This is a genomic window from Citrobacter sp. CK202, assembly GCF_030333225.1.
GTDB lineage: Bacteria > Pseudomonadota > Gammaproteobacteria > Enterobacterales > Enterobacteriaceae > Citrobacter_B > Citrobacter_B koseri.
Genome location: NZ_JAOWGI010000019.1, coordinates 17,245 through 41,390, shown reverse-complemented (window position 1 = coordinate 41,390; position 24,146 = coordinate 17,245). Strand labels below are relative to the sequence as shown.

The window sequence follows — 24,146 nt, the reverse complement described above, 5'->3', positions numbered from 1 at the left end:
TACAATCTGACAAACACCTCAACTCCGGGTAACGTTTTGCACGGGCGAACGCGAATCAACCGAATAACAGCATGGCTGGCATTATTTGCCGTCGCCATGTTGTTTATTGCGCCCGTTATTTCAAAATCAATTGCCCGCCAGGCCGACTGTGAGCACTCGTCGCACTCAATGGTGATGATGTCGTCAGGCTCGCACCATGACATGGCGGCTTCTGTGCCGTGTGAGCCTTCTCTTTCGGTCGCTCACCAGATGATGTCCGGCAAAGCGATGTCGCCCGTGGAAGAGATCGTCTGCGGGTACTGCCAGTTGCTGGTACATCTGCCGTTTGTCCAGTTTGCGCTGGTGTTTTTGCTCTGGCTGTTGCTGCTGTTTGTTATCTGTTGTTCGGTACGGCCATTACACCTTTCCGTTATCTTCCGCCCGTGGGCGCCTCAGCGCGCTCGCGCGCCGCCTGCTGTATTTCCGTTTTCGTTTTAAACAATAAAAAAACAGACATTGCGTAGCGTTTTGCCCTTTTGACGGGCAATGCGTCGTTGCGCCTGAAAAACAGTAAGGAATGTTATGAAACGGCAATACTTCGGGCTTACTCCTCTGGCTTCTCTGGTCCTGATCGCGCTGACCGCAAAGGCGGCGTGGGCAAGCGAACAGCACGATCATGCAAAAATGGCGGATGATTCGGTAATGATTGTGACCGCGCCGGTCGCTTCTCCTCTGGAAATCGTCACGTCGCCAAAAACGCCTCGTCAGCCCGTTCCCGCCAGCGATGGCTCTGATTATCTGAAAACGATCCCTGGGTTCTCGCAAATTCGCAATGGCGGGACAAACGGCGATCCGGTCTTTCGCGGGATGTTTGGCTCTCGTCTGCGAATTTTGACCGATAACGGCGAAATGCCGGGAGCCTGCCCGGCACGTATGGATGCGCCGAGTTCTTATATCTCCCCGGAAAGTTTTGATGTGCTGACCCTGATAAAGGGGCCGGAAACCGTGCTCTGGGGGCCGGGTAACTCTGCGGGAACCCTCCGCTTTGACCGGGAACAGCTGCGTTTTGATAAACCCGGTATTCAGGGGACGGCCAGCGTCCTTGCCGCCTCGAATAACCGCTGGGATGAAAATGCGGACATCAGTCTGGGAAGTGAGGACGGCTATTTGCGGCTTATCGGCAACAAATCCCGGGCGGGTGACTACAAAGATGGCAATGGCGACCGCGTGCCGTCGAAATGGGATAAATGGAACGGCGATATGGCGCTGGGCTGGACGCCAGACAAAGACACGCTGCTGGAAATGACGGCGGGTAAGGGCGACGGTGAAGCCCGCTATGCCGGGCGCAGTATGGACGGTTCCCGGTTCAGGCGTGAAAGCCTGGGGATGCGGTTTGAGAAATCCGGCATCGGCGAGGTATTTGATAAGTTAGAAGCGAATATCTACTACAACTATGCGAATCACGTTATGGATAACTACTCGCTGCGCGCTCCCGGCATGAATATGTCAGGAAGCATGGGTTCGGCGATGGAACACAGTTCTGGCATGCATTCGATGAGTATGCCAATGGCAATGCAGCTGGATCGCCGTACCGTTGGTGGGCGGATGATGGGAACGTGGTTGTGGTCAGACTATGAGTTACGCAGCGGCGTTGATACGCAACTGAGCACGCATCGCAGTAAAGACGATGACCGCTGGGACAAAGACGCCCGTTTTCACGACTATGGTTTATTCAGTGAATTGACCTGGCTTGCGACGGAGCAAAGCAAAGTGACAGGCGGCGCGCGTCTTGATCGCGTACTGGTGGACAATTTCACTGACACCGGCTCCTCGCAGCGCACTGATCTACTACCGGCCGGGTTTGTGCGCGTTGAGCATAATCTGGCGGAGATGCCCGTGATGTTTTACGCGGGGATCGGCTATACCGAGCGTTTCCCCGACTACTGGGAGCTTTTTTCTCCCACCTATGGTCCTGACGGGTCGGCAGATGTTTTCGATAACGTCAAAACGGAAAAGACGACTCAGCTTGATATTGGCGCGCAGTATACCGGTAAGCGTCTTAACGGCTGGGTTTCTGCCTATATTGGCCGGGTTAATGATTTTATTCTGTTCCGTTACGACCCTCATCATCCTCGTATAAGTCAGGTTGATAACGTCAATGCGACCATCATGGGGGGAGAAGCGGGCATCGGCTATCAATTGACCGAAACATGGAAAACCGATGCCAGCCTTGCTTATTCCTGGGGGCGAAATACCGACGACCATCAGCCATTGCCGCAGATTCCACCGCTTGAAGCGCGCCTGGGTCTGACATGGGAACGCGGCGACTGGAGCAGTACCGGTCTGCTGCGTCTGGTCAGCAGCCAGCATCGCGTCGCGATTAACGAAGGGAACGTCGTGGGTAAAGATTTTGATAGCAGCGCGGGGTTCGCCATATTCTCCGCGAATGCGGCCTACCGGCTGAACAAGTCTGTGAAACTCAGCGCGGGCGTTGATAACCTGTTTGATAAAGCCTACAGCGAACATCTGAACCTTGCCGGTAATAGCAGCTTTGGTTACTCCGCGAATACGTCGGTGAATGAACCGGGAAGAACATTCTGGGGAAAAGTGAACGTGACGTTTTGATAGCCTTCCGGCGGACGTGAACCGTCCGCCGACTTCATGACTCATTGACCTGCCGTTTAGGTTATTAACATTAAACTGTCTCGGCTGTAACCAGGACATGACGTAACGCCATCTCTTCGTTTGCATGGGCCAGTCTGTTTTTTTCTTTTATGAGTCAACACTGTATGAAAAAGCTTACCTTGACCGAAAATGATTTACTGGCCAGAGGGAACGATCGTTACGTCTTTCAGCATCCGCACAATCATCAACTACTGATCAAAGTCGTCATCCCGACCATTCCCAAATATAAGAGTAAGCTTCGTGAAGTCTATCGGGACGTCAAAGAGTGCAAGCCGCGCGACGAAACTGACTCGCTCTTCATCCAGAAAATTGAAGGGCTAGTGGAGACAGATAAAGGGATTGGGCAGGTTATCGTCAAAGAGCATGACCAGCAGGGCAACATTGCCAGAACATTGTATGACCTTGCAAAGCACAACGAACTGGACGCAGAGAAATTCAGTAAGCTCAACGCTTTTTTAGCGTGGTTTATTCATACAGACGTCATTATCAACTCGCTGCATTGCAAAAATATTGTTTATGCCTGGGACGATGCTCGTCAGGAGTACCGCTTCAAAGTTATTGACGGCTTTGGGGATAAGACGCTCTTTCAACTGAGCAAGTTCTGGAGCGTTATACGGGATAAAAACAAACTTAAGTGCCTCAGAAGGATGCTGAGGGATCTGCAAAGTATCACGCAAGCGTAATCTACACGTTATCCTTGAACAGGCCTGGTCATTTTTCCAGTATGCAACCGGACCTTTGTCATGTTGTCTGCTGGCTTGTTAACAAGAAAGAGTATGCAAACAACACGTAATTATTTTTTTGATATTCTCCGCATTCTGGCTGTACTGCTGGTTGTTACTTCGCATTACAGCTACATGTTCGATACCAGTACCGTGTTGACGTTCCCGCGCGAATACCTGACCGGAGGAATAGGGCGGCTGGGCGTCTCTTTCTTCTTCATGATATCCGGCGCGCTGGCTTACCTGTCGCTGCGTAAATACTCTGTGCAGGAGTATTACCTGAAACGCGTCTATTCGATCCTGCTTCCCTACAACATCGCTTATTTCTCAATGGCGATCCTGTTCCTCATCCTGAGCGTGTTTTTCCTCTATCCAGGCAATCCGCTGGCTGACGTGCTCGCCGGGAAGCGTGCATTTCACTCGCTGCTGCCTTCCGTTCTCGGGTTTGACCATTATCTGCACGGTGTCTACGACATCAATACCGCGTACTTCACCGGAGAGTGGTTTATTGGCTGTATTATCCTGCTGTACGCCGTTTCTCCGGTGATTTACTGGGCCATTGTCCGTTTTCCTGTCTGTACGATGCTGGCGGCGGTCGTCGTTACGCTACTGGCATATGATAAAAGCATCGTGAACCCTTACTGGTCAGCACAGGTTCGGGTGAGTGATTTTACCTTCGGGATGCTGTTCATACACTTTCAGCCGTGGTTCACGCGCTACCGTCTTCAGGCGGCGTCAGTCAGTCTGCTGCTGGTGGTGACCGGGGTGATTGTGGCGCATATCGATCAGCTACCGGTTCGGGAAGTGCTGTTTCCTCTGAAACCCTCAAGCCTGCTGTTTGCTGCGGCCTTCCTCTTCATTCTGCTGGCGGGATACCCGCTGATTCATCCTCTGTTTAATCTGGATCGCTTCCGGCAGGGGTTATCCAGCCTGGCGTCGCGGGCCTACATTATTATGCTGTTGCAGCATGTGGTGGTGATATTTGTCAGCGCCAATATCGATATGTCGGTACTGAATGCGACCCAGGCGGTGATGCTGTATTTTGGGATTCTGATTTGCATCGAAAGGCTGTCGTCTTTCATGAAACCGCTATCGGTAAAGTGTGAGCAGGTCTTGATCGCCAGAACGCCGTGGCTACGTGAAAAGCAAAAAGGGAACTAAGACCATTTCGCGCTAAGCCGGACAACGTCCGGCTGCAAAGAACGCGGGGAGGGGTTAACGCTGCATCCCCCAGCGTTTCACCGTGATCTTTTCCAGACTGGCGAATACCACGCCTTCCACCAGCAGGCCAATCGCGATTACCGTTAACAGTCCTGCAAATACCCGGTCGGTGAACAGCTCATTGCGATTCTGGAAGATATACCAGCCCAGGCCTCCTTCGCCGCTGGACGCGCCAAATACCAGTTCGGCGGCAATCAACGTGCGCCAGGCGAACGCCCAGCCGATCTTGAGCCCGGACAGGATAGCGGGCAACGATGCCGGAATAAGAATCGTGATCACATAGCGTGGCCCGCTGAGGCCGTAGTTGCGCCCCGCCATGCGTAGCGTTTCCGGTACGCTGCTAAAGCCGGACCAGGTATTCAGCGCGATTGGCCACATCACTGAATGTATCAGCACAAATATCAGGCTGGCATTCCCCAGACCAAACCACAGCAAAGCCAGCGGCAGCAGCGCAATTGCCGGCAGCGGATTTAGCATCGCGGTTAATGTGCTGAGCAGATCGCGGCCAAACTGGGTGGTCACGGCCAGCGCGCTGGCAATCAGCGCCAGCGCACTGCCTGCCAGATACCCTTTCAGCAGGGTACTGAGTGAGTTGACGATTTTTTCCGGCAGTTCGCCATTGCGCATGTCTTCGCTAAACGCCTGCAACGTCTGAAGTACTCCGGGCAACATCAGATCGTTTTGCTGGATTCGCGCGGCGATCTCCCATAGCGCCAGCACCAGGGCGACAATCAGACACTTGCGCAGCCACGTCTGATTCCACAGGCGCTGGCTTAAAGGTAGCGGCGTTTCCACCGGCAGATTGCGCAGCGGCGGTAATTCGCGTTCGAATTCAGGACGAATGTACGGTGGCTGGGACATACTCTGGCTCCTCGCCGGATGAGTGAGACGGACTGTTCCCGATTGTCGGGAATAACAGATGGTGAATATGACGCGCAGCGTGCTGAAACGCCTCGCTGCCGAAATCATTAAGCGTGAACTGATGACAGTTAAGCTCCGCCCTGACGCGCCCTGGATGCGGCGAAAGCACCAGGATACGGCTGCCCACCACCAGCGCCTCTTCAATCGAATGGGTGACGAACAGCAGGGTAAAGCGCTCTTCTTCCCAGAGCGCAAGCAGTTCCTCCTGCATTGTGCGTCGGGTCAGCGCATCCAGCGCGGCAAAGGGCTCGTCCATCAGCAGGATGCGTGGTTTCATCGCCAGCGCCCGCGCAATGGCGACGCGCTGCTTCATCCCGCCGGAGAGCATATGGGGCATAGCGTCGGCAAATTCTGCCAATCCGACTTTGTGGAGAAAATGCAGCGCCGTCTCTTTTGCTTGTGAACGACTGGCTTTCCGGCTGGCCAGCAGAGGAAACATGACGTTTTCCAGCACGGTTTTCCACGGCGGCAGTTGGTCGAACTCCTGGAATACCATCATGCGTTCCGGGCCGGGAGCGCTAACCGGCGTTCCCGCAAGCGAAATGTGGCCGCTGCGCGGGGCGAGAAAACCGCCAGTGGCTTTCAACAGACTTGATTTCCCGCAGCCTGACGGCCCAAGCAAAATAAAGCGGTCGCCAGGCCAGACATCAAAACTGACATCATGCGTCGCGCGCACTTGCCGTTCACGGGTACGGTATTCAATATCAACATTACTGACCTGTAGCAGCGGGCCGTCGATTTGCTGAGTGACCATCAGAGCCTCCGGTGTTGCGGTTTAACTGCCTGGGTTTTCCCATGCTTCGTTAAAGAAATAGTCTTTCCAGGAATCGGCCTTATTTTTCAGTACGCCAAGCTCATGGAGTTTTTCGGCATATACGCCAGTACGCTCAGGGAAAACCGTAAAGCTGATTTCTGGATCGTTAACAATTTTTTGTACCAGCGGTAAGGGCAGCCGTGATTTCTCGACGCGAATATACGTTTCGGCAGCCGCATTTTTGTCACGGTTAATGATATTTGCGGCTTCACTGAGGGCGCGATAAAACGCTTTATAGGTTTTTGGATTTTCATCATGGAATTTCTGGGTGGTATAGAGAACATTAAATGTCGCCTGCCCACCCAGCACATCATAGGAACTGAGCACTTTATGCACGTTGCTGTGCTCCAGCGCCTGATACTGAAACGGCGGGCTGGAAAAATGCGTGGTAATTTCCGATCCACCGGCAATTAAGGCTGCGCTGGCGTCCGGGTGCGGTAAACTGACGCTAATCTTATCGAAGCGTTTGAAGTCCTGGTCGCCATATAATTTCGCCGTCTCGATTTGTAATGTACGAGACTGAAAACCGACCCCAGCCGCCGGAACGGCAATACGGTCTTTTTCGGTCAGGTCTTTAATGCTTTTTACCGCCGGGTTATTACTCAATAAATAATTGGGCATCGATCCCAGCGAGGCTATCGCTTTCACATTTTGCTTACCTTTGGTGCGATCCCATAGGGTGAGTACCGGGGGAACGCCTGCTGACGCAACGTCCAGAGCGCCAGAGAGCAACGCTTCATTCATCCCGGTTGCGCCTGAAATCGTGCGCCACTCTACCTTGATATCCAGCCCCTCTTTTTGCCCCTCTTTTTCGATAAGCTGCTGGTCTCGCACCACATCAAGAATTAAATAACCGATGCCAAATTGCTGCGCGATACTAATGTTCCCTTCCGCAAATGCCGACTGGCTGATTCCGCCAAGGGCGGAAAACGCCAGCGTCCAGGCAAATACCCTGTTTCTTTTATTCATATCTGTTCCCCAGAAAGGTGTTTCTCAGCAAAAAATCATGGGCAGAGGCGAGAGGGAAAGGAAATGATTTAAATGGCAATGAATATCAGGAAAATGAATAACGATATTCATGGCGTGTTAGTTAATAAGCGGAAAAGCTTAGTTATTATTCATGGTTATGTAACAAATACATCCTCGCTATAGTCGGACTCACCTCTTTAATAGCCCTTGCCATTGCAGGGGCAATGTCCGTGAGTAGAATCATGCCATTATTTTCACATCATCACTTACGTTCGCTTTTACAACGCCATCTGGTACGGGCGGGTACGGGATCTGATATCGCGCAAAAAGTAGCGGATAACCTGGTCGAATCCTCATTAAAAGGCCACGACTCGCATGGCGTGACCCTGTTGCCTCGCTATATACGGGCCATTCTGGCGGGAGATTTGAACCCTGGCGCCACGCTGACCACCTTGTCTGATGCCGGGCCGATTGTCTCTTTTGATGGGGGACATGGCTTCGGCCAGGCGTTGGGTGAACAGGCCATGAGCGTGGGTATTGAGCGTGTGCGCCAGTTTGGGGTGGCAATAATTGGCTTGTCTAATACCCACCATCTCGGGCGGATCGGCGCATGGGCAGAGCAGGTGGCGAGCGCCGGGCTGGTCTCGATCCATTTTGCTAACGTGGCGGCGCCGTCGGCCGTGTTGCCGTTCGATGGGCTGCGCGCCAGGCTTGGTACAAACCCCTTTTGCGTGGGCGTACCGTTACAGAACCGCCCTCCGGTTATCCTTGATTTCGCGACCAGCGCCATTGCGGGCAATAAAGCGCGCATCGCCTGGAATGAAGGGCGCGCCATCCCGGCAGGATGCGCGGTAGATGCGAACGGGCAACCCACAACCGACCCTGCCGCATTAATGACTGAGCCGCTCGGCGCTTTGCTGCCTTTTGGCGGCCATAAAGGCGCGGGATTGTCGCTAATATGTAGCTTACTCGGTGCTGCGCTGACCGGCGGCGAGACCGAAAGCCAGCAGATTCCGCCGCGTGCCGGAATCATCAACAATATGCTGTCGATTCTATTTGACCCCGCGCGGCTGGGCGCGGAGGAACGTTACTCACAGGCGCTGTTAGCGCAGGTTGACTGGGTTTGTAACGGGCAGGAAGGGCACGATGTGCAGATCCCCGGAGAACCGGAATTGCGCGCGTATGCCCGGCGCCAGGAAGAGGGCGTCTGGATTGATGACGTCAGCTGGCAGGCGTTTGTCGCCCTGGAAGCATTAAATACCTGAGCGTGCCTGCGCACCAAAAGACATATTTGGTTATTTGTTTAAACGGATCGGCATGATGGTCAGTTAATGAATGCTGGCGAATAAATAAAGCGATCGTTTTTTGTTTTATCTTTTTTCCTCATATCCATAGCTGAAAAACTTGGTAAGCCGCGAGTGAGAAAATCAATATAGTCATTCTTATATTCCACGAACCTTTCTTACTCTCGCTGCCGAATTTTAATGTGCGGCGTCGTTATTCTTTACAGGAGTTATTATGCATCTGGCGCGTTTTCCCCGGCTTCATTTTGGCCATTTCCCGACTCCACTGGAGCCCCTCACTCAACTTTCACGCTTGCTGGGGGGGCCAAATATCTGGATAAAACGAGACGATTGCACCGGCCTTGCCACTGGCGGCAATAAAACCCGCAAACTTGAGTTTTTGCTCGGCGACGCCCAGGCGAAACAGGCGGATATTATCATTACCCAGGGCGCCACGCAGTCTAACCATGTGCGTCAGACCGTCGCGGCGGCGGCCAGACTGGGTCTGGAAGCGCATATTTTTCTCGAACAACGCGTCACGACGCTGGGTGATGAGTATCAGCAATCCGGCAATGTGCTGCTGGACGGTTTGCTCGGCGGCAAAATTATTGCCCATTTGCCCGGCGGTACGGATATGCAGCAGGCAATGGAGCATCATGCGGAAAGCCTGCGTGCGCAGGGCCATACCCCTTATGTCATCCCCGGAGGCGGTTCGAACGCAATCGGGGCACTGGGTTACGTATCCTGCGCGGAAGAGTTGCTTTGGCAGTCCAGCCAGTTACGGCTGCGTATCGATCATATCGTCCATGCCACCGGCAGCGCAGGCACGCAGGCTGGCCTGATTGCGGGTTTAACCGCCACGCACAGCGGCATTCCTCTCCTCGGGATTAGCGTACGCGCCCCGCGTGATAAACAGGAACACAACGTCTGGCGTCTGGCGCAGCAGACCCGGGAACTGCTCGGCGTGCCGGGTGAATTGCCGCGTGAGGCGGTGGTCGCCAACAGTGATTATGTGGGCGAAGGCTATGGTCTGCCCACCGAGGGGATGCTTGAAGCGCTGCAACTGCTGGCGCAGCACGAGGGGATTCTGCTCGACCCTGTCTATTCCGGTAAAGGTATGGCCGGATTGATTGATCTGATCCGTCAAGGCCATTTCCGCAAGGATGAGAATGTGGTGTTTATCCATACGGGAGGAAGCGCAGGTCTGTTTGGCTATCGTCAGGTCATCGCAGATTCTTTGTCATCATGAGCACACCTTTTCTGCTGGGGATTCTTGGCGGCATGGGGCCGCTGGCGACGCTTGATTTGATGCATAAATTGCTGCGCGCAACGCCCGCCAGCAGCGATCAACAGCAAATTCCCCATGTGGTGTGGAATGTGCCGCAAATTGCGGATCGCCAACAGGCGCTGGCGGGAACAGGGCCTTCGCCGTTGCCGCAGCTCTTGCTCGGTGTGGAACAACTGAACCGCGCGGGCGCCAGCCACATTGTGATCGCCTGTAATACGGCGCACCACTGGTATGAGGCGCTGGCGCAGCACAGCAACGCGCCGTTGCTGCATATTGTGGACGCCACGCTGGCGGTATTTGAAGGGAAAGAGAAGCCCCGCCGGGTCGGGCTTATCGCCACGCAGGGCACGCTGGATGCCGGTTGGTTCCAGCACGGTTTCGCCTCTATGGGGATTGAAAGCGTGCAGCCGACGCCAGAGGAGCTGCGGCAGTGGTTTGTGCCGGGGTGCTATGCGGTAAAACGTGGCGAACTGCGTACCGGCGGTGAGCTGCTGAGTTTACAGGCTCAGGCATTGCGCGATCGCGGCGCAGAGAGGCTGGTGCTGGCCTGCACGGAAGTGCCGGTTGCGCTGGCGGAGGTGACATCCCCGCATTTAGCCGTGTCGATTGATCCCGCAGAAGCGCTGGCGCAACAGTGTGCCCGGTTATGGCTAACGCAGCGCGAAGCATGGCATTAATAACGTTATTATTTAAAGGATAAATTAAATGAAAAAAAGTCTCTGCGTATTACTTGCAGCGGGTGGCCTGTGGGTCAATACCAGCTTTGCCGAAACACCCGCAGAAGTCCGCGTGGCATACAGCGGCGGTTCTCAGGTGCTGATGCTGGCAAAAGCCGATGGTTCTCTGGATAACGCTTTACACAGCAAGGTCAAATGGGTGCAATTTGCGTCTGGTGCGGACGCGTTAAATTATTTTGCCAGTAACGCGATTGATATTGCTAATTTCGGCTCCAGCCCGGCAACGGCAGGCATTGTCAGAAAACTGCCGGTGGAGATTGTCGGCGTTTCTGGGGTGATTGCCAGCTACGAGCGTTTAATTGGTAAAGATGGCATTACCCGTATTAACGATATTGAAGGCAAACGCGTAGCCTATCCGCCAAACTCGACGGCGCAATATGCGCTTGAAGCCGCCATCAGCGTTAACCATCTCGATCGCAGCAAAATAACCTTATTGCCGCTGCGTCCGGCGGAAATGGTCGCAGCCTGGAAACGCGGCGATATCGACGCGGGCTATGTCTGGGCGCCGTTTGCTCAGGAACTTGAAGCCTCCGGCGGGCATCAGGTATTCGCGACCAAAGATCTGCAAAAGGACGGCTACCTGATTTACAACAACTACGTCGTGCGTAAAGCCTTTGCCGAGCAGTATCCGCAAACCGTCAGCGCGTTCCTGCGCGTTCATCAGGAAAAAGTTGATGAGTTTAAGAAAGACCCGGAACGCGCGGCGGCGATTGTGGCGAAAGAGGTGGGCGCGCCGGTGACGACTGCCGTGAATACGTTGGGTGGGCTGGAATACCCAACTCTGACGCAGCAGGGTACGGCGGACTGGCTTGGCAATGGAACCCAGACGACTGACAGCGGTATTGGTAAAGCGCTGACCAAGACCTCTGACTTCCTGGCGGGGATTGGCGAGATCCGCAAACGTGATATCCCGGCGAACTGGGACAGCGCCATTAACTCCCGCTACATCCGTGACGCGGCGGTAGCAGCGCAATGAGATTGAGTTATCACATCGCCATCAGCGTCGTTTCGGTGGCTATTTTCTTTATCGTCTGGCAAGTGGCGACGATGCGGCAATGGGTGGACCCGCTGCTGCTGCCGTCGCTACAGGATATCGGTCTGACAACCGAAGAGCTGTTGGCTGATGGTTATCGTCAGGTGCCGTTGTGGGAGCATGTCGCAGTCAGCCTGGCCCGGGCCCTAAGCGCTTTTTCTGTGGCAATTCTCATCGGCATCCCCCTGGGGTTGCTGATGGGGTTGTCGGAAGGTCTGGCGGCGGTACTGAATCCGTTCGTGCAGTTTTTGCGCCCGCTACCCAAGATTGCGCTTATTCCGCTGGCGGTCGTCTGGCTGGGGATCGGTGAGGCGTCGAAGTTCTTTCTGATCTTCATCGCCACCTTCCTGAGCGTGGTCGTGGGGGCATCTGCTGCGGTCGATCGTATTGGTCGCTCGCGTATTCGTGTGGCGCAAACGCTCGGCGCGTCGCGCAAACAGATTTTTCTGCGCGTGGTGTTGCCGGATGCGCTGCCGGAACTGTTTACCACCGTCAGGCTGTCGATAGGGATCGGCTGGACATCGCTCATCGCGGCGGAAATGGTGGCGGCCAGTTCGGGTCTCGGCTGGATGGTGATTAACGCCAGCTCGTATCTGCGAACCGATATCGTGATGCTGGGGATTCTGCTGCTCGGCGGTATCGGCTATTTACTGGATTTATTGCTGCTGGGGCTGCAACGCTTTTTTGTGCCCTGGGCGGGGAAAGAGTAATGAGTGCCATCACACTGGAAAACGTATCGCTCTCTTTTGCGGCAAAACCGCAGCCGTTCACGGTGCTGGACGATATCAGCCTGTCTCTGGAGAAAGGGGAATTTGTTGTTCTGCTGGGGCCGTCCGGCTGCGGGAAGTCCACGATCCTGAATCTGGTCGCCGGATTCAACAAGCCGGATCGCGGGCGCGTGGCGGCAGGCGGAAAGACAGTGAAGCTGCCAGGGCCAGACCGGGGAATGATCTTCCAGCAGCCAAACTTGTTTCCCTGGCTGTCGGTACTGGAAAACGTCACCTTTGGCCCACGGCTGGGGAAATACCACAAAAATGAGGTCAACGCCCAGGCGCTGGACTGGCTGACGCGGGTAGGGCTGAAAGGCTTTGAACATCATGCGCCCTGGCAACTCTCCGGCGGGATGAAACAACGCGTGGCGCTGGCCCGCGCATGGCTGCCGGAGCCGGAAGTGTTGCTACTCGATGAACCGTTCGGCGCGCTGGATGCGCAAACGCGTCTGATGATGCAGGAACTCCTGCGCGATGCCTGGCTTGCCACCGGCACCACGCTGCTGTTTGTGACTCACGACGTAGAAGAGGCGCTGTTTCTGGCCGATCGTATTCTGATTATGTCGGCGAAGCCTGGAAAAATCGTTGAGGAGGTTATCCTGCCTTTTGGCCGCGAACGCGATATCGAAACCCTGGCTGAACACCCGGCTTACAGTGGGATCAAACATCACGTACTGCACCGGGTGCGCCAGGAGGCGAAGCGCCATTTAGGATGAAAACACCGCCAGCGTGGGCGCGTTATTTCTTAACTAATGCCCAATCATCCTCGCCTGGGGAATTAAGCGGAAGTAAAGATGCTCCGGCACTGGGCTATCCCAGGCGCCGGCATACATCGCAATCGCGATAGCGGCAAAAAGTATCCCGAGTATCAATATTGTCATGGCGACGCCCGAGAGCGCGGCCTGTCGCCATAACGGTTTTATCGCCTCGCGTTTTCCTTCCGGCGCGCCAGAAGGCGTGCGTAGTGAAAAGTTGAGCGTTGAGGCAACCGGGCAGGACTCCACGCAGGTCATGCAGCCTGTGCATTCAACGGTTCTGACCTGAATCAGCTTGTCTACCGGGATACGGGAGGGACAATTTTGAGCGCACTTTCCACAATCAATACAGCTGTCGGCATTGCGGCGGATTTTAAAGGGAGAAAAAAACGAAAACAGACCAAGCAGAGCGCCGTAAGGGCACAGATAACGACACCAGAAATGACGAATAAATAAGCTGGCGACGGCGAAAAATATGACGCAGATAAGCGTGGTTGTTCCAATATTGCGGAAAAAATCGAGCATTTTAACGTCGATAATAATGCCATAAGCTGACATCAGGAACATCTGAATACCCTGTGCAGGCATGGATAACGCGATATAAAGAAAAAAGCTCAATAACAGATATTTCAGACCGCGCAGGGGAATATCCAGCCAGCGGGGCAGGGTAATCGACGGCCCAAAGAGCGTTTCTCCGAGTTTGCCGATCAGCTCTGACAACGCGCCAACAGGGCACAGCCATGAGCAAAAAGATTTTTTTAGCAGCAGGCTGATGACGATAAATGCAACCAGAAGCAGCATGGAGGCGGCGTGAACAGGAGGGAGCAGACCGGTTTCCCAGGTGTATCGGATGTTCATCAAACCGGCGACAGGAAGCCAGCCTTCAATACCACCGGGTCTGGGGACGTAAACGCTGGCGGCGGCAGTTTCGTAATACCGGACCCAAAAATAGAATGTGATGCCAATATAAATATTGATCAACAGGAGCAGAAATTGTGTCGCCCTGCGCCAGGTCGATGCATTTCGCCAGTCATTCCACGGCAATTTACCGCCGATGGTGCCTGGTCGACGCTGCCAGCGCGTTCTTTTCATCCCACCCATGATCTTTATTTCCCTGTGAACATGTATTCAGAATGCCACTATGCTACGGCGGTTCCCGGGGGCAGGATTTGATTTATATCGGATTAACGGCTTTTGCCACGGAATAATGGCGATGGGGCAGTTTTGCGAGCGTCTGCTTTTGGAGTTGAGTTAAAATGGATGCACTTGTGCACTTGTGCACTTGTGCACAGTGCATATGTGCGTTACAATGTTCCTGTCCTGAGGAAACGGAAGGCAAGCTGGAATGCCAAAGAAACTTGTCAGTATTGAAGACTTCCGTGACCAGTGGCTGGATGATTTTTTTATGTACTCTGCACCACATAAGAAAATTCCCCCGGATATACATTCAGCATTGGCCCGTAAGCTCGATATCATAAACGCGGCAGTGAGCTACAAGGATTTGAAGTCACCGCCGGGTAACAGATACGAAGAACTGGAAGGTAAATTGCAGGAATATTCTTCGATAAGAGTTAACAAGCAATATCGTTTGATATTCAAATGGGTGAACGGCAAGGCACAAGACCTCTACCTTGATCCACATGAGTATTAAACAAGCGTGAAACTATCGGCTTAGCCATTTGTATAAAGTTAAGCCGAGTCAGCGGCTTAATTACCCTCAAAATGGATGGACTAACTCATGAACCAGGCAACCAGAAAACCCACGACAGTTGGTGATATCCTTCTGTATGAATACCTGGAACCGCTTGATCTCAAAATTAATGATCTCGCGGAAATGTTGCAGGTGCATCGTAATACCGCCAGCGCATTGGTTAACAACAATCGTAAACTCACGACTGACATGGCTTTTCGCCTGTCTAAAGTTTTCGATACCTCTGTAGAGTTCTGGATGAACCTGCAAACTGCTGTAGATGTATGGGAAACTGAAAACAATGCCCGCCTTCAGGTAGAGATGAGCAGGGTGATTACGGCGAGCGATTTTCTTGCGGAACGTCAGAAACAAGAAAAGAAAGTCGCGTGACCAGCCGAAAGAATGGAAAAGGCTGCAAGGTTTAACCGTTGCGGCCAGCAGCTTCCCTGTGACGTTAATGTGAGTTTTTTACCGTATCGCGGTGATAAAAATAAGGGGGCGGGCAGTGTGCCAACCCCCGTTTATTATTTTATGGGTGTTTGATAAAGCGGGAAAGACGCTGTATCAGCAAGCGGTTTTCCTGGCGTAGCCGGTCATTTTCTTCCAGCAAGGTCAGCGTCATTGCGATGCCCGGCCAGTCCAGCGCCAGCTCCTGGCGCAAACGTAAAGCACGCTGCACGACGATCGCCGCATGATCGTCAAATAACCAGGATGTGGTTTCGTTCTCGCAGGGCTCGATCACCCCAAGCCCGACAATTTCGTTAAGCTCTTCCTCCGAAACCCCGGTATGCAGGCAAAATTCGGTAATTGTAAAGGTGACGGTTACGTTAGCCATTATGCTTTCCCCCACTCTTTGCGTGGATCAAAGGAGGACTGCGCGTCCGCCAGTTGCTGCCACAGGGCTGTGGCACTGTCGTCGGGTTTCGGCGGCATCACGATTTTGATCACAGCGTACAGATCGCCCGTGTGTTTTTTGCTGACCAGGCCTTTGCCTCTGATGCGCAGGCGCTGCCCGGCCTGACTGCCTGGCGGGATGGTCAGCAGAATCTTCTCTTTTAGCGTTGGTACGGCGACCTTCGCGCCCAGCGCGGCCTCCCACGGGGCGAGAGGAACCACAATCTCCAGATCCTGATTGACGATATCAAACAGAGGATGCGGCGCGATATGAATCACTAACCACAGATCGCCATTCGGCCCGCCGTTTTCCCCCGGCGTTCCCTGGCCTTTCAGACGAATGCGCTGGCCGTTGCCAACGCCTGCGGGAATTTTCACATTCAGCGTTTTAGGGATCTCACGCTCCACAAGACCGAACGCGTTATACACCGGCAAGTTATAGCTGATTGTACGGCTGTGCTCGGCAAGGGTTTCCTCCAGGAACACCGCCACTTCAATCTCAATATCGTGGCCGCGCGTCGCCTGACGCTGGCGGGATTGTCGGCCGTGTTGCCCAAAGATGGACGAGAAAATGTCGTCAAAATCTTCGGCGTTATAACTCTGGCCTTCGCCCTGCTGGAACTGTCGGTTGAACTGCGGATCGTTGCGGTGTTGCCACAACTGGTCGTATTCGGCGCGGCGCTGTTCATCACTCAGCACTTCCCATGCTTCCGCCACCTCTTTAAAGCGGGCTTCGGCATCAGGCTCTTTGCTGACATCAGGATGGTATTTGCGGGCCAGTCGGCGGTAGGCGGTCTTGATAGTCTTGAGATCGTCCGTCGGTTTCACGCCCATAATGGCGTAATAATCCTTTAATTCCATAGCGTTATCTCGCGTAAATCAATACATACGGCAGGGAATCCCCGGAAAAGTCATCGTTGTTAAGTGTAGGGTAAACCCGAAAGATGCGTATGAAAACAGCAAAATCATTATTAAAACTAATGCGTTTCGCCTGTAATGAGCGGGGCGACGCCGACATAACTTTACAGCGCAAAGGTTGCTAAAACCTTGTCAGTGGCTAAGATAACTCGCGTCAATCAATGAGGATGTCATGGCGAAACGTCAACAACTGGGATGGTGGTTCCTCTGCCTGGCATGTGTTGTGGTGATAGTGTGCACCGCGCAGCGCATGGCGGGTCTGCACGCCTTGCAGATGGCGCCAGCCGCGACGGCGGTCGTCACTCAGGCGGATAGCTCGTCTGCTGATGATGCCTCGCCCGTGACGCCATGCGAACTCAGCGCGAAATCATTGCTTGCCGCGCCGCCCGTGTTGTTTGAAGGGGCGATTCTCGCGCTGTGTCTGTTGTTGTCCCTGCTGGCGCCCGTACGCGCCGTACGCCTGCCATTCTTTCCACCGCGAGCAATCTCGCCTCCCACACTCAGAGTCCATCTACGCTTCTGCGTATTCCGTGAATGACAGTCAGGCCGTTGCTGACTGTTAATTACCTGTTCACGGAGAAAAAATATGATCACTGTTTTCAGGCAGACTTTGTGCTGTCTGTTATTGCTATGGCTGCCCGTCTCGTGGGCGGCAGAAAGCGGCTGGCTGCGCTCGCCGGATAACGACCATGCCAGCGTCCGCCTGCGCGCGGACACGTCCCCGGAAGGCGAAACCCGGCTACTGTTGGATGTAAAACTGGAAAACGGCTGGAAAACCTACTGGCGTTCGCCGGGGGAAGGGGGCGTGGCGCCCGCCATTGCCTGGAAAGAAAATATGCCTGCGGTTGACTGGTTCTGGCCGACGCCGTCGCGCTTTGACGTCGCCGGTATGACCACCCAGGGTTATCACCACCGCGTGACCTTCCCGATGACGGTTCGCGGTCCGTCACCCGCGATGCTCAGCGGCGTGCTGACCTTGTCCACTTGCAGCAATGTCTGCCTGTTGACCGATTACCCCTTTACCCTCAAACCTTCGGCGCATGACCCGGCGTTCGCGCATGACTATGCCCAGGCGATGGGGCAGATCCCGCTCTCCCGGGGGCTGACGCAGACGCTCAGCGTGGGCGCTCGTCCTGGTAAGCTGGTGGTTGAAGCCACGCGTGCCGGAGGCTGGTCATCGCCAGCATTGTTTCTCGACGCCGTTGATAACGCTGATTTTGGCAAGCCGCAACTGCGTGTTGAGGGCGAAAAACTGCTGGCGACGGTTCCTGTCAGCGATGGCTGGGGAGAAGGGGCGCCCGATTTGCGTGGTCAAACGGTCACGCTGGTACTGGCGAATGACGGCGTGGCTCAGGAAAGTACCCTGGCGATCGGCAGTACGACGGCAAAAATGGCCGATAGCGCCGAACTGCCGCTCTGGCAGGTGATGTTGATGGCGCTGGCGGGTGGGTTAATTCTCAACCTGATGCCCTGCGTGCTGCCCGTGCTGGGGATGAAGCTCGGCTCGATTCTGCTCGTCGAAGAGAAAAGTCGTCAGCGGATACGGCGGCAGTTTCTGGCGTCGGTTGCCGGGATTATTGCCTCTTTTATGGCGCTGGCGGTGCTAATGACCGTTCTGCGGCTGACCCATCAGGCGCTCGGGTGGGGCATTCAGTTCCAGAGCTCGTGGTTTATCGGGTTTATGGTGCTGGTGATGTTGATCTTCAGCGCCAGCCTGTTCGGGCTGTTTGAATTCCGTCTGCCTTCCGCGATGACAACCCGACTTGCCACCCACGGCGGCAACGGGATGGCCGGTCATTTCTGGCAGGGCGCGTTTGCCACGCTGCTGGCGACGCCGTGCAGCGCGCCGTTTCTCGGGACGGCCGTTGCGGTGGCGTTGACGGCCTCCTTCCCGGTGTTATGGGGGCTGTTTCTGGCGCTCGGGGTGGGAATGAGTCTGCCGTGGCTGTTTGTCGCGCTACGCCCTGGTCTGGCGCTGCGCCTGCCGCGTCCCGGACGCTGGATGAACGGATTGCGGCGCGTACTGGGCGTTATGATGCTCGGTTCGGCAATCTGGCTGGCGACGCTCCTGCTGCCGCATCTGGGATACGCGACAGGCAGCCCGGCGAAAGAGCGCGTCGTCTGGCAGCCGTTGAGCGAACAGGCGATCCAGGACGCGCTTGCGCAGCACAAACGCGTATTCATTGACGTTACCGCTGAGTGGTGCATTACCTGCAAGGTCAATAAGTACAACGTGTTACAGCGAGAAGAGATACAGGATGCGCTGCAACAGCCGGATGTTGTCGCATTGCGCGGCGACTGGACGCTGCCTGCGGATGACATCACCGACTTTTTGAAAAAACGCGGTCAGGTGGCTGTGCCGTTTAACCAGATTTATGGCCCCGGTTTACCGCAGGGTCAGTCATTGCCCACGCTGCTGACGCGCGATGCGGTGCTGCAAACGTTGCGCGATGCGAAAGGAGTTACGCCATGAAATATCTGATGATTATGCTGTTAGCGCTGTTTACCGGTCTGAGCGCGGCGAAAGAACCCGCGCCGTTTACGCCGGAGCAGGAAAAGCAAATTGAAGCGCTGATCCAGGAAGCGCTGTTTAACGATCCTGCCAGCCCACGGATAGGCGCGGAGAAGGCGACGCTGACGCTCGTCAACTTTACGGACTACAACTGCCCGTACTGCAAGCAGCTCGATCCGTTGCTGGAGAAGATCGTGCAAAAGTATCCGCAGGTCGCGGTAGTGATTAAGCCGCTGCCGTTTAAGGGCGAAAGCTCGGTACTGTCGGCGCGTACCGCGTTAACCACCTGGCGTGAGCACCCGCAGCAGTTTTTAGCGCTGCATGAGAAACTGATGCAGAAAAAGGGCTACCACACCGTCGCCAGTATTAAACAGGCGCAGGAAAAGTCCGCCGCCACGCCGGTTACGCTGGATGAGAAAAGCATGGAGACGTTGAGCACCAATCTGCAACTTGCCCGGCTGGTTGGCGTTCAGGGGACGCCGGCAACCATCATTGGCGACGAGATGATCCCCGGCGCGGTATCGTGGGAGACCCTTGAGGCGGTGGTGAAAGAAAAACTGGCGGTGGCCCATGCTCAGTAAACTGCGCCGCTGGCTGCGTGAAGGCGCGATCTTACTGGTTCTGCTGGCTGGCGTGATAATCCTGCTGGATGTCTGGCGTTCTCCGCAGATGCCGGCCATGTTTGACAGCACGCCGCTGCATACGCTGGACGGGGAAACTGTAACGCTGGCGTCGATCAGTGAAGAACGCCCGGTGCTGCTCTACTTCTGGGCGAGCTGGTGCGGTATCTGCCGTTTCACTACGCCGGATGTCGCCCGTTTGCAGTCGGAAGGGGAGAACGTCATGACCATCGCGCTGCGTTCCGGTAATGACGGGGAGGTTTCCCGCTGGTTATCGCGTAAAGGGGTGACGTTCCCCGTCGTGAATGATAGCGGCGGTGAGATATCACGAAACTGGGAAATCAGCGTCACGCCAACGCTGGTGGTGGTGTCGAAGGGGCAGGTGGTAACCACGACCAGCGGCTGGACCAGCTACTGGGGCATGAAGTTACGTCTGTGGCGGGCAGCCATGTTTTGATAGTGTGCCGGGGAAACCCGGCATTTTTTAACCCATTGTCAGGATGTGTAAAACGAGCGGAGAGCGTGTTTTCTGTTATTTTTGCTGCTTTTTTACCGACGCCAGTTATTATTTTTTACCGCAGCCTGACGTTGCAAACCTGAATTGATAATGGCATATCTGTTTTAATTGAATGAAAGTCTGTGATACGTTCAGGCGATTTTTTCGATTTCCATTTTGACAGGGATAACAATTCAATGCGCAAGGGTAAAATTATTGTTGCATCAATGATGGTGCTTTGTGTCCTTATTTTTGTTGCGGCGGCGGCATGGTTTATGCTGTTCCAGGGAGAAATGACGGAGCCGACAGGGGAGGAAAAACAGGCGGCGATTTTACACGCTGCGGGCCTGATGAAATCAGGGGACCAGGATAAAAAATCAGTCGAAACGCTCTATCATCGTTATATTATTCAACGCCATGTCAATTTAGATTCCGGCGAACTGGTGGCTGACAGCAGCGCGGACACCGCGCGCCAGAAATGTGAAAAACTCGCCCCTGAACGCGACCCAGCGCAGGTTCGTCAGCGCTGTACGATGGCGGATGTGTTCTTTGTGAAAGATAAAAATAATGAAATTCAGCAGGTTATCATTCCGGTTACCGGTAAGGGCGCGAAATCCATGATGCATGCGTTTCTTGCTCTGGGGCTGGACGGTCGTACGGTGAGAAATCTGTATTATTATCAGCAACGGGAAACGCCGTTTCTGGGGGCCCGGGTGGAAGACGCCAGCTGGCGCAAACAGTGGCCAGGGAAACGATTATTAGATAACAGCGGACATCCTGCATTGAAAATAGTACAGGATAAACCTGAACATGCCGATGAATATACCGTTGACGGTATTTCCGGCGCGACGTTGACATCAACCGGCGTTGAGAAAAGTATTAACTACTGGATGGGGCCGCAGGGATATGGTCAATTCTTACAGCGTCTTGCCAGCGATCGAAATAACCTTAATCTTTGAATATTGCTGTACGCAATAACGCGTTTTATTTCTGCCTGCCGACAATGAATAACATTACTGTCGGCAGGGGAATTTATTCCTCTGTTACCGCGCCTGCCTTGCCGCTAATTCCATGAGAAAAACAGGGATATAACGTCCCTTTTATCAACGCATAATGTGTGTGTTCATCACGATTTGATGAAATAAGTTTACATAACTTGTCGTCTGCTGACATTTTTATGATCCAGGTCATGTACAACGCGACAAAAAGATATAATGATAATAATTATCATTTGTATTCTTTGGCGGTGTGCACGTGCGTAACTTCCGTAACTCTTTGTTGGTTACTCTCTTTGGCTTGTTTATAAGCATGAGTGTCTGGGCGTCGACGAATTATGCGCCTTTGATTGAAGATATCGAACAACGTCTTGATAAAACAGCGGAACTTTATCAGCAACAGCATACCGACGAGGCGCGCCGCACGGTACAAATGGCCTATTTCGAGGTATTCGAGAACCTGGAAGGGCCGATCCGCATCAACATTTCCGCGCGCAAAAGTTACGAGATGGAGAGCGCATTCGGCGAGATCCGTCGAATGATTGGCGAGAAAAAACCGCTCGCTGACGTTCAGGCGCGCATTGACTGGCTGAAAGCCGCACTGCGCGAAGTGGAACCGGTGCTGGATGGCGGACATCGTCTGGTGGCCGAAGAGCAGCACAACGCGCTGTCCAGAGACGACATTGCCGTTCACTGGCAGGAGAGTTTCAGGACGATCGACGATCTGCTGGCGCAGGCGGTCACTGAATATCAGGCCGGGAACTACAGCGTTGCCAGTCAGCACGTTCAACAGGCGCACTATCAGGGCTTTAAGAACTCTGAGATGGAGATGTCCCTCAGACAAAACCGTTCTGCAAAAGATGCCGCCGCCATTAACCAACAATTCTCATCCCTGATTGCGCTGACCGCGCAACCTGACCATCTCAACGATGTCTCTTATCAGGTCACTACGCTGCTACAGGATATCGAGGATATCTTACCCGGCTTGCCAACTACCCGTGACGATCAGCAGGTTGCCACAGCGCAAAGCGCAGACAACATTCCGGCGGCGGACGAGGGAAATAACCGTACCGACTGGGCTGAGGTGACGACGGGAATTAACCAGAGCATTCAGGACGCGATAGCGCGCTATCAGGGCGGCGATGCGAAGAATGCGATTCTGGATATCCAGGATACCTACTTCGACCGCTTCGAAGCCAGCGGCATGGAAAACAAAATCGGCTCTCGCGATTCGGCATTTAAAACCACGCTGGAGGCGTATTTTACCCGCCTGGTCAGTCTGATGAAGGCCGGTCAGCCGGTTGAGCGCCTGAATGCGGAGGCCAGCGCGCTGGCGCAGGATCTGCAAAAAGCCGTGACGATGCTGGGCGAAGGCGAAGAAACCCAGTGGAGTCTGCTGCTCTATAGTCTGATGATCATCGTGCGCGAGGGGCTGGAAGCGCTGCTGATTGTGGCGGCAATCGTGGCTTACATGGTGAAAAACAACCATCAGGATAAGCTGCCGCTTATTCGTCAGTCGGTAATTGTGGCGCTGATCGCCAGCGTTATTACCGCCGCTATCTTCCAGATGCTGTTTACTAACTCCGGCGCCAGCCGTGAACTGCTGGAAGGCATAACGATGCTGATTGCCGTCGTGATGCTGTTCTTTATGAGTTACTGGCTGCTGTCCAAAGTGGAAGCGCGCCACTGGAAAGCCTGGCTGGAAGGTAAACTGTCTCATTCCCTGTCGCGAGGCTCCCTGGTCGGACTATGGCTGACCAGCTTCCTGGCGGTGTACCGCGAAGGGGCGGAAACGGTGCTGTTCTATTACGCTCTGATTGGCGATGCAAACACCGTGTCCGGCCATATGGCGATTGGCGCCGGTTTTGTGATTGGCTGCGTGGTGCTGCTGCTCGCCTGGCTGGTGATGCGTTACTCAGTGGTGCGCCTGCCGCTGAAACCCTTCTTTATGTTTACCGGCAGTTTCATGTATCTGATGGCCTTCGTCTTTGCGGGCAAAGGCGTTCTGGAACTGGTGGAAGGCAAACTGTTCCAGCCTACGTTGATTAACGGCTTCCCTGAAATCAGCTGGCTGGGGATTTATCCCTACGTGGAAACGTTGTTACCGCAGGTCGTATTGCTGCTCGCGGCGCTGGTGGCGCTGTGGGTGATGCGGCGCAAAAGCGCGGTTCCCGGGGAGACGATAAAAAATAACCCATAATCGTTGTATAGCCGTTGTTTTAGACGAGAGGATACGTTTGATGACCATGAAGAAAACCCTGATTGCCAGCGCAGTGATGGCCAGCATTTTCACTGCGCCAGCCGCGTTTGCTTTTAAAGAGTACCCGGCAGGCGAGCCTGTCACCATGAATGAAATGGAGCTGGCGGCCGTTTACCTGCAACCGATTGATATGGAACCGCGCGGCATGGGCTTACCGGCAGCAAAAGCCGATGTTCACCTTGAAGCGGATATCCACGCTGTAGAAGGCAATAAAAACGGCTTTGGCGCAGGGGAATGGATCCCGTACCTGACCATCAGCTACACCCTGGTCAACAACGACACGGGCGAAAAACAGGAAGGCACCTTCATGCCGATGGTTGCCAGCGATGGCCCGCACTATGGCGCGAACATCAAAATGATGGGCGTGGGCAACTATAAAGTGACCTACCACATTGAACCGCCGTCAAAAGCCGGGATGCATCGCCATACTGACAGCGAAACAGGCGTAGGCCGCTGGTGGAAACCGTTTGATGTGAGCTACGAGTTTAAATATGTCGGTCTGAACTAAAACCGACTAACCAACGCGCCTGGAGGATTCCCCCTTCTGGCGCGTTGGTCAGACCGATCATATGCCCGTCGCCTAA

At 54.3% G+C, this 24,146-nt stretch carries 25 protein-coding genes; 19 read left to right on the top strand and 6 right to left on the bottom strand.

Going from position 1 to position 24,146, the window contains the following annotated elements:
* The first annotated feature begins 36 nt into the window (after nt 1–36).
* The 4 genes from OGX84_RS03255 to OGX84_RS03240 all read left to right on the top strand — a co-directional run bounded on the left by OGX84_RS03255 (nt 37) and on the right by OGX84_RS03240 (nt 4,547).
* Nucleotides 37–477, top strand: a complete 441-nt coding sequence (locus OGX84_RS03255; protein WP_075203725.1) for a DUF2946 domain-containing protein — start codon at nt 37–39, stop codon at nt 475–477.
* Between the two features lie 84 nt (nt 478–561).
* Nucleotides 562–2,604, top strand: coding sequence for a TonB-dependent copper receptor (locus OGX84_RS03250; protein WP_112002291.1), 2,043 nt, complete (start codon nt 562–564; stop codon nt 2,602–2,604).
* A gap of 164 nt (nt 2,605–2,768) precedes the next feature.
* Nucleotides 2,769–3,347: a PhoP regulatory network YrbL family protein gene (locus tag OGX84_RS03245; protein ID WP_101744363.1), complete on the top strand. Its 579-nt coding sequence runs from the start codon at nt 2,769–2,771 to the stop codon at nt 3,345–3,347.
* A gap of 93 nt (nt 3,348–3,440) precedes the next feature.
* The gene (locus OGX84_RS03240; protein WP_012132941.1) at nt 3,441–4,547 is read left to right on the top strand and encodes an acyltransferase family protein; all 1,107 of its coding nucleotides are present in this window, start codon (nt 3,441–3,443) and stop codon (nt 4,545–4,547) included.
* A gap of 54 nt (nt 4,548–4,601) precedes the next feature.
* On the opposite strand, the gene OGX84_RS03235 is transcribed toward OGX84_RS03240, so the two are convergent.
* The 3 genes from OGX84_RS03235 to OGX84_RS03225 are packed head-to-tail and all read right to left on the bottom strand — an operon-like array spanning nt 4,602 to nt 7,311.
* Complete coding sequence (locus OGX84_RS03235; RefSeq protein WP_047457694.1) at nt 4,602–5,468, bottom strand: ABC transporter permease; 867 nt, start codon at nt 5,466–5,468, stop codon at nt 4,602–4,604.
* Nucleotides 5,440–6,282, bottom strand: coding sequence for an ABC transporter ATP-binding protein (locus OGX84_RS03230; RefSeq protein ID WP_101744364.1), 843 nt, complete (start codon nt 6,280–6,282; stop codon nt 5,440–5,442). The genes OGX84_RS03235 and OGX84_RS03230 overlap by 29 nt, the downstream gene beginning before the upstream one ends.
* 21 nt (nt 6,283–6,303) lie before the next feature.
* Nucleotides 6,304–7,311 (bottom strand): ABC transporter substrate-binding protein, encoded by a 1,008-nt coding sequence (locus OGX84_RS03225; protein WP_286457370.1) that lies wholly within the window; start codon nt 7,309–7,311, stop codon nt 6,304–6,306.
* A gap of 242 nt (nt 7,312–7,553) precedes the next feature.
* Here OGX84_RS03225 and OGX84_RS03220 point away from each other — a divergent pair, with 242 nt between their 5' ends.
* The 6 genes from OGX84_RS03220 (at nt 7,554) to OGX84_RS03195 (ending at nt 13,138) form a co-directional block, all read left to right on the top strand.
* On the top strand, nt 7,554–8,576 hold the full coding sequence (locus tag OGX84_RS03220) for a malate/lactate/ureidoglycolate dehydrogenase (protein ID WP_112002288.1): 1,023 nt from the start codon (nt 7,554–7,556) through the stop codon (nt 8,574–8,576).
* Between the two features lie 253 nt (nt 8,577–8,829).
* Nucleotides 8,830–9,843, top strand: coding sequence for a D-cysteate sulfo-lyase (cuyA, locus tag OGX84_RS03215; protein WP_012132934.1), 1,014 nt, complete (start codon nt 8,830–8,832; stop codon nt 9,841–9,843).
* On the top strand, nt 9,840–10,559 hold the full coding sequence (gene cuyB / locus OGX84_RS03210) for a cysteate racemase (RefSeq protein WP_112002287.1): 720 nt from the start codon (nt 9,840–9,842) through the stop codon (nt 10,557–10,559). The genes cuyA and cuyB overlap by 4 nt, the downstream gene beginning before the upstream one ends.
* A gap of 28 nt (nt 10,560–10,587) precedes the next feature.
* Nucleotides 10,588–11,595, top strand: a complete 1,008-nt coding sequence (locus tag OGX84_RS03205; RefSeq protein WP_049009338.1) for a taurine ABC transporter substrate-binding protein — start codon at nt 10,588–10,590, stop codon at nt 11,593–11,595.
* Complete coding sequence (locus OGX84_RS03200) at nt 11,592–12,362, top strand: ABC transporter permease (RefSeq protein WP_058668982.1); 771 nt, start codon at nt 11,592–11,594, stop codon at nt 12,360–12,362. The genes OGX84_RS03205 and OGX84_RS03200 overlap by 4 nt, the downstream gene beginning before the upstream one ends.
* Nucleotides 12,362–13,138: an ABC transporter ATP-binding protein gene (locus tag OGX84_RS03195; protein WP_047457671.1), complete on the top strand. Its 777-nt coding sequence runs from the start codon at nt 12,362–12,364 to the stop codon at nt 13,136–13,138. Before OGX84_RS03200 ends, OGX84_RS03195 begins: the two co-directional genes overlap by 1 nt.
* A 33-nt stretch (nt 13,139–13,171) precedes the next feature.
* Here the strand turns inward: OGX84_RS03195 and OGX84_RS03190 are convergent, their stop codons facing one another.
* The gene (locus OGX84_RS03190) at nt 13,172–14,278 is read right to left on the bottom strand and encodes a 4Fe-4S binding protein (RefSeq protein ID WP_112002286.1); all 1,107 of its coding nucleotides are present in this window, start codon (nt 14,276–14,278) and stop codon (nt 13,172–13,174) included.
* A 244-nt stretch (nt 14,279–14,522) separates the two neighbouring features.
* Between OGX84_RS03190 and OGX84_RS03185 the strand changes: the two genes are divergently transcribed.
* Nucleotides 14,523–14,828: a type II toxin-antitoxin system RelE/ParE family toxin gene (locus tag OGX84_RS03185; protein WP_012132927.1), complete on the top strand. Its 306-nt coding sequence runs from the start codon at nt 14,523–14,525 to the stop codon at nt 14,826–14,828.
* A gap of 87 nt (nt 14,829–14,915) precedes the next feature.
* Nucleotides 14,916–15,257, top strand: a complete 342-nt coding sequence (locus tag OGX84_RS03180; RefSeq protein WP_012132926.1) for a HigA family addiction module antitoxin — start codon at nt 14,916–14,918, stop codon at nt 15,255–15,257.
* Nucleotides 15,258–15,396: 139 nt separating this feature from the next.
* Here the strand turns inward: OGX84_RS03180 and cbpM are convergent, their stop codons facing one another.
* Both cbpM and cbpA read right to left on the bottom strand, forming a co-directional pair.
* Nucleotides 15,397–15,702, bottom strand: a complete 306-nt coding sequence (gene cbpM / locus OGX84_RS03175; protein WP_112002284.1) for a chaperone modulator CbpM — start codon at nt 15,700–15,702, stop codon at nt 15,397–15,399.
* A complete protein-coding gene (gene cbpA, locus OGX84_RS03170; protein ID WP_047457661.1) occupies nt 15,702–16,622 on the bottom strand; it encodes a curved DNA-binding protein in 921 nt (306 codons plus the stop codon). The genes cbpM and cbpA overlap by 1 nt, the downstream gene beginning before the upstream one ends.
* Nucleotides 16,623–16,851: 229 nt before the next feature.
* On the opposite strand from cbpA, the gene OGX84_RS03165 reads away from it, so the two are divergent.
* The 7 genes from OGX84_RS03165 (at nt 16,852) to OGX84_RS03135 (ending at nt 24,070) form a co-directional block, all read left to right on the top strand.
* Nucleotides 16,852–17,217 carry a hypothetical protein gene (locus OGX84_RS03165; protein ID WP_047457658.1) on the top strand — a complete coding sequence of 122 codons (366 nt, stop codon included), beginning with the start codon at nt 16,852–16,854 and terminating at the stop codon, nt 17,215–17,217.
* Nucleotides 17,218–17,265: 48 nt separating this feature from the next.
* A complete protein-coding gene (locus OGX84_RS03160; RefSeq protein ID WP_112002283.1) occupies nt 17,266–19,152 on the top strand; it encodes a protein-disulfide reductase DsbD family protein in 1,887 nt (628 codons plus the stop codon).
* Nucleotides 19,149–19,772, top strand: coding sequence for a DsbA family protein (locus OGX84_RS03155; RefSeq protein WP_112002282.1), 624 nt, complete (start codon nt 19,149–19,151; stop codon nt 19,770–19,772). The genes OGX84_RS03160 and OGX84_RS03155 overlap by 4 nt, the downstream gene beginning before the upstream one ends.
* Nucleotides 19,762–20,268 (top strand): protein disulfide oxidoreductase, encoded by a 507-nt coding sequence (locus OGX84_RS03150; protein ID WP_012132917.1) that lies wholly within the window; start codon nt 19,762–19,764, stop codon nt 20,266–20,268. The genes OGX84_RS03155 and OGX84_RS03150 overlap by 11 nt, the downstream gene beginning before the upstream one ends.
* A gap of 182 nt (nt 20,269–20,450) precedes the next feature.
* A complete protein-coding gene (locus OGX84_RS03145) occupies nt 20,451–21,266 on the top strand; it encodes a Na(+)-translocating NADH-quinone reductase subunit C (protein ID WP_112002281.1) in 816 nt (271 codons plus the stop codon).
* 349 nt (nt 21,267–21,615) lie between these two features.
* Nucleotides 21,616–23,502 (top strand): FTR1 family iron permease, encoded by a 1,887-nt coding sequence (locus tag OGX84_RS03140; protein WP_130028993.1) that lies wholly within the window; start codon nt 21,616–21,618, stop codon nt 23,500–23,502.
* 40 nt (nt 23,503–23,542) lie between these two features.
* Nucleotides 23,543–24,070, top strand: a complete 528-nt coding sequence (locus OGX84_RS03135) for an iron transporter (protein ID WP_012132914.1) — start codon at nt 23,543–23,545, stop codon at nt 24,068–24,070.
* Nucleotides 24,071–24,146 lie beyond the last annotated feature (76 nt).

Coding starts and splice junctions, on each gene's coding strand:
- OGX84_RS03230 (WP_101744364.1), bottom strand. CDS start 6,282: ATGGTCACTCAGCAAATCGACGGCCCGCTGCTACAGGTCAGTAATGTT.
- OGX84_RS03220 (WP_112002288.1), top strand. CDS start 7,554: ATGCCATTATTTTCACATCATCACTTACGTTCGCTTTTACAACGCCAT.
- OGX84_RS03240 (WP_012132941.1), top strand. CDS start 3,441: ATGCAAACAACACGTAATTATTTTTTTGATATTCTCCGCATTCTGGCT.
- OGX84_RS03245 (WP_101744363.1), top strand. CDS start 2,769: ATGAAAAAGCTTACCTTGACCGAAAATGATTTACTGGCCAGAGGGAAC.
- OGX84_RS03205 (WP_049009338.1), top strand. CDS start 10,588: ATGAAAAAAAGTCTCTGCGTATTACTTGCAGCGGGTGGCCTGTGGGTC.
- OGX84_RS03150 (WP_012132917.1), top strand. CDS start 19,762: ATGCTCAGTAAACTGCGCCGCTGGCTGCGTGAAGGCGCGATCTTACTG.
- OGX84_RS03160 (WP_112002283.1), top strand. CDS start 17,266: ATGATCACTGTTTTCAGGCAGACTTTGTGCTGTCTGTTATTGCTATGG.
- cuyA (WP_012132934.1), top strand. CDS start 8,830: ATGCATCTGGCGCGTTTTCCCCGGCTTCATTTTGGCCATTTCCCGACT.
- OGX84_RS03135 (WP_012132914.1), top strand. CDS start 23,543: ATGACCATGAAGAAAACCCTGATTGCCAGCGCAGTGATGGCCAGCATT.
- cuyB (WP_112002287.1), top strand. CDS start 9,840: ATGAGCACACCTTTTCTGCTGGGGATTCTTGGCGGCATGGGGCCGCTG.
- OGX84_RS03165 (WP_047457658.1), top strand. CDS start 16,852: ATGGCGAAACGTCAACAACTGGGATGGTGGTTCCTCTGCCTGGCATGT.
- OGX84_RS03155 (WP_112002282.1), top strand. CDS start 19,149: ATGAAATATCTGATGATTATGCTGTTAGCGCTGTTTACCGGTCTGAGC.
- OGX84_RS03195 (WP_047457671.1), top strand. CDS start 12,362: ATGAGTGCCATCACACTGGAAAACGTATCGCTCTCTTTTGCGGCAAAA.
- cbpA (WP_047457661.1), bottom strand. CDS start 16,622: ATGGAATTAAAGGATTATTACGCCATTATGGGCGTGAAACCGACGGAC.
- OGX84_RS03185 (WP_012132927.1), top strand. CDS start 14,523: ATGCCAAAGAAACTTGTCAGTATTGAAGACTTCCGTGACCAGTGGCTG.
- OGX84_RS03250 (WP_112002291.1), top strand. CDS start 562: ATGAAACGGCAATACTTCGGGCTTACTCCTCTGGCTTCTCTGGTCCTG.
- OGX84_RS03140 (WP_130028993.1), top strand. CDS start 21,616: ATGAGTGTCTGGGCGTCGACGAATTATGCGCCTTTGATTGAAGATATC.
- OGX84_RS03200 (WP_058668982.1), top strand. CDS start 11,592: ATGAGATTGAGTTATCACATCGCCATCAGCGTCGTTTCGGTGGCTATT.
- OGX84_RS03235 (WP_047457694.1), bottom strand. CDS start 5,468: ATGTCCCAGCCACCGTACATTCGTCCTGAATTCGAACGCGAATTACCG.
- OGX84_RS03225 (WP_286457370.1), bottom strand. CDS start 7,311: ATGAATAAAAGAAACAGGGTATTTGCCTGGACGCTGGCGTTTTCCGCC.
- cbpM (WP_112002284.1), bottom strand. CDS start 15,702: ATGGCTAACGTAACCGTCACCTTTACAATTACCGAATTTTGCCTGCAT.
- OGX84_RS03180 (WP_012132926.1), top strand. CDS start 14,916: ATGAACCAGGCAACCAGAAAACCCACGACAGTTGGTGATATCCTTCTG.
- OGX84_RS03190 (WP_112002286.1), bottom strand. CDS start 14,278: ATGGGTGGGATGAAAAGAACGCGCTGGCAGCGTCGACCAGGCACCATC.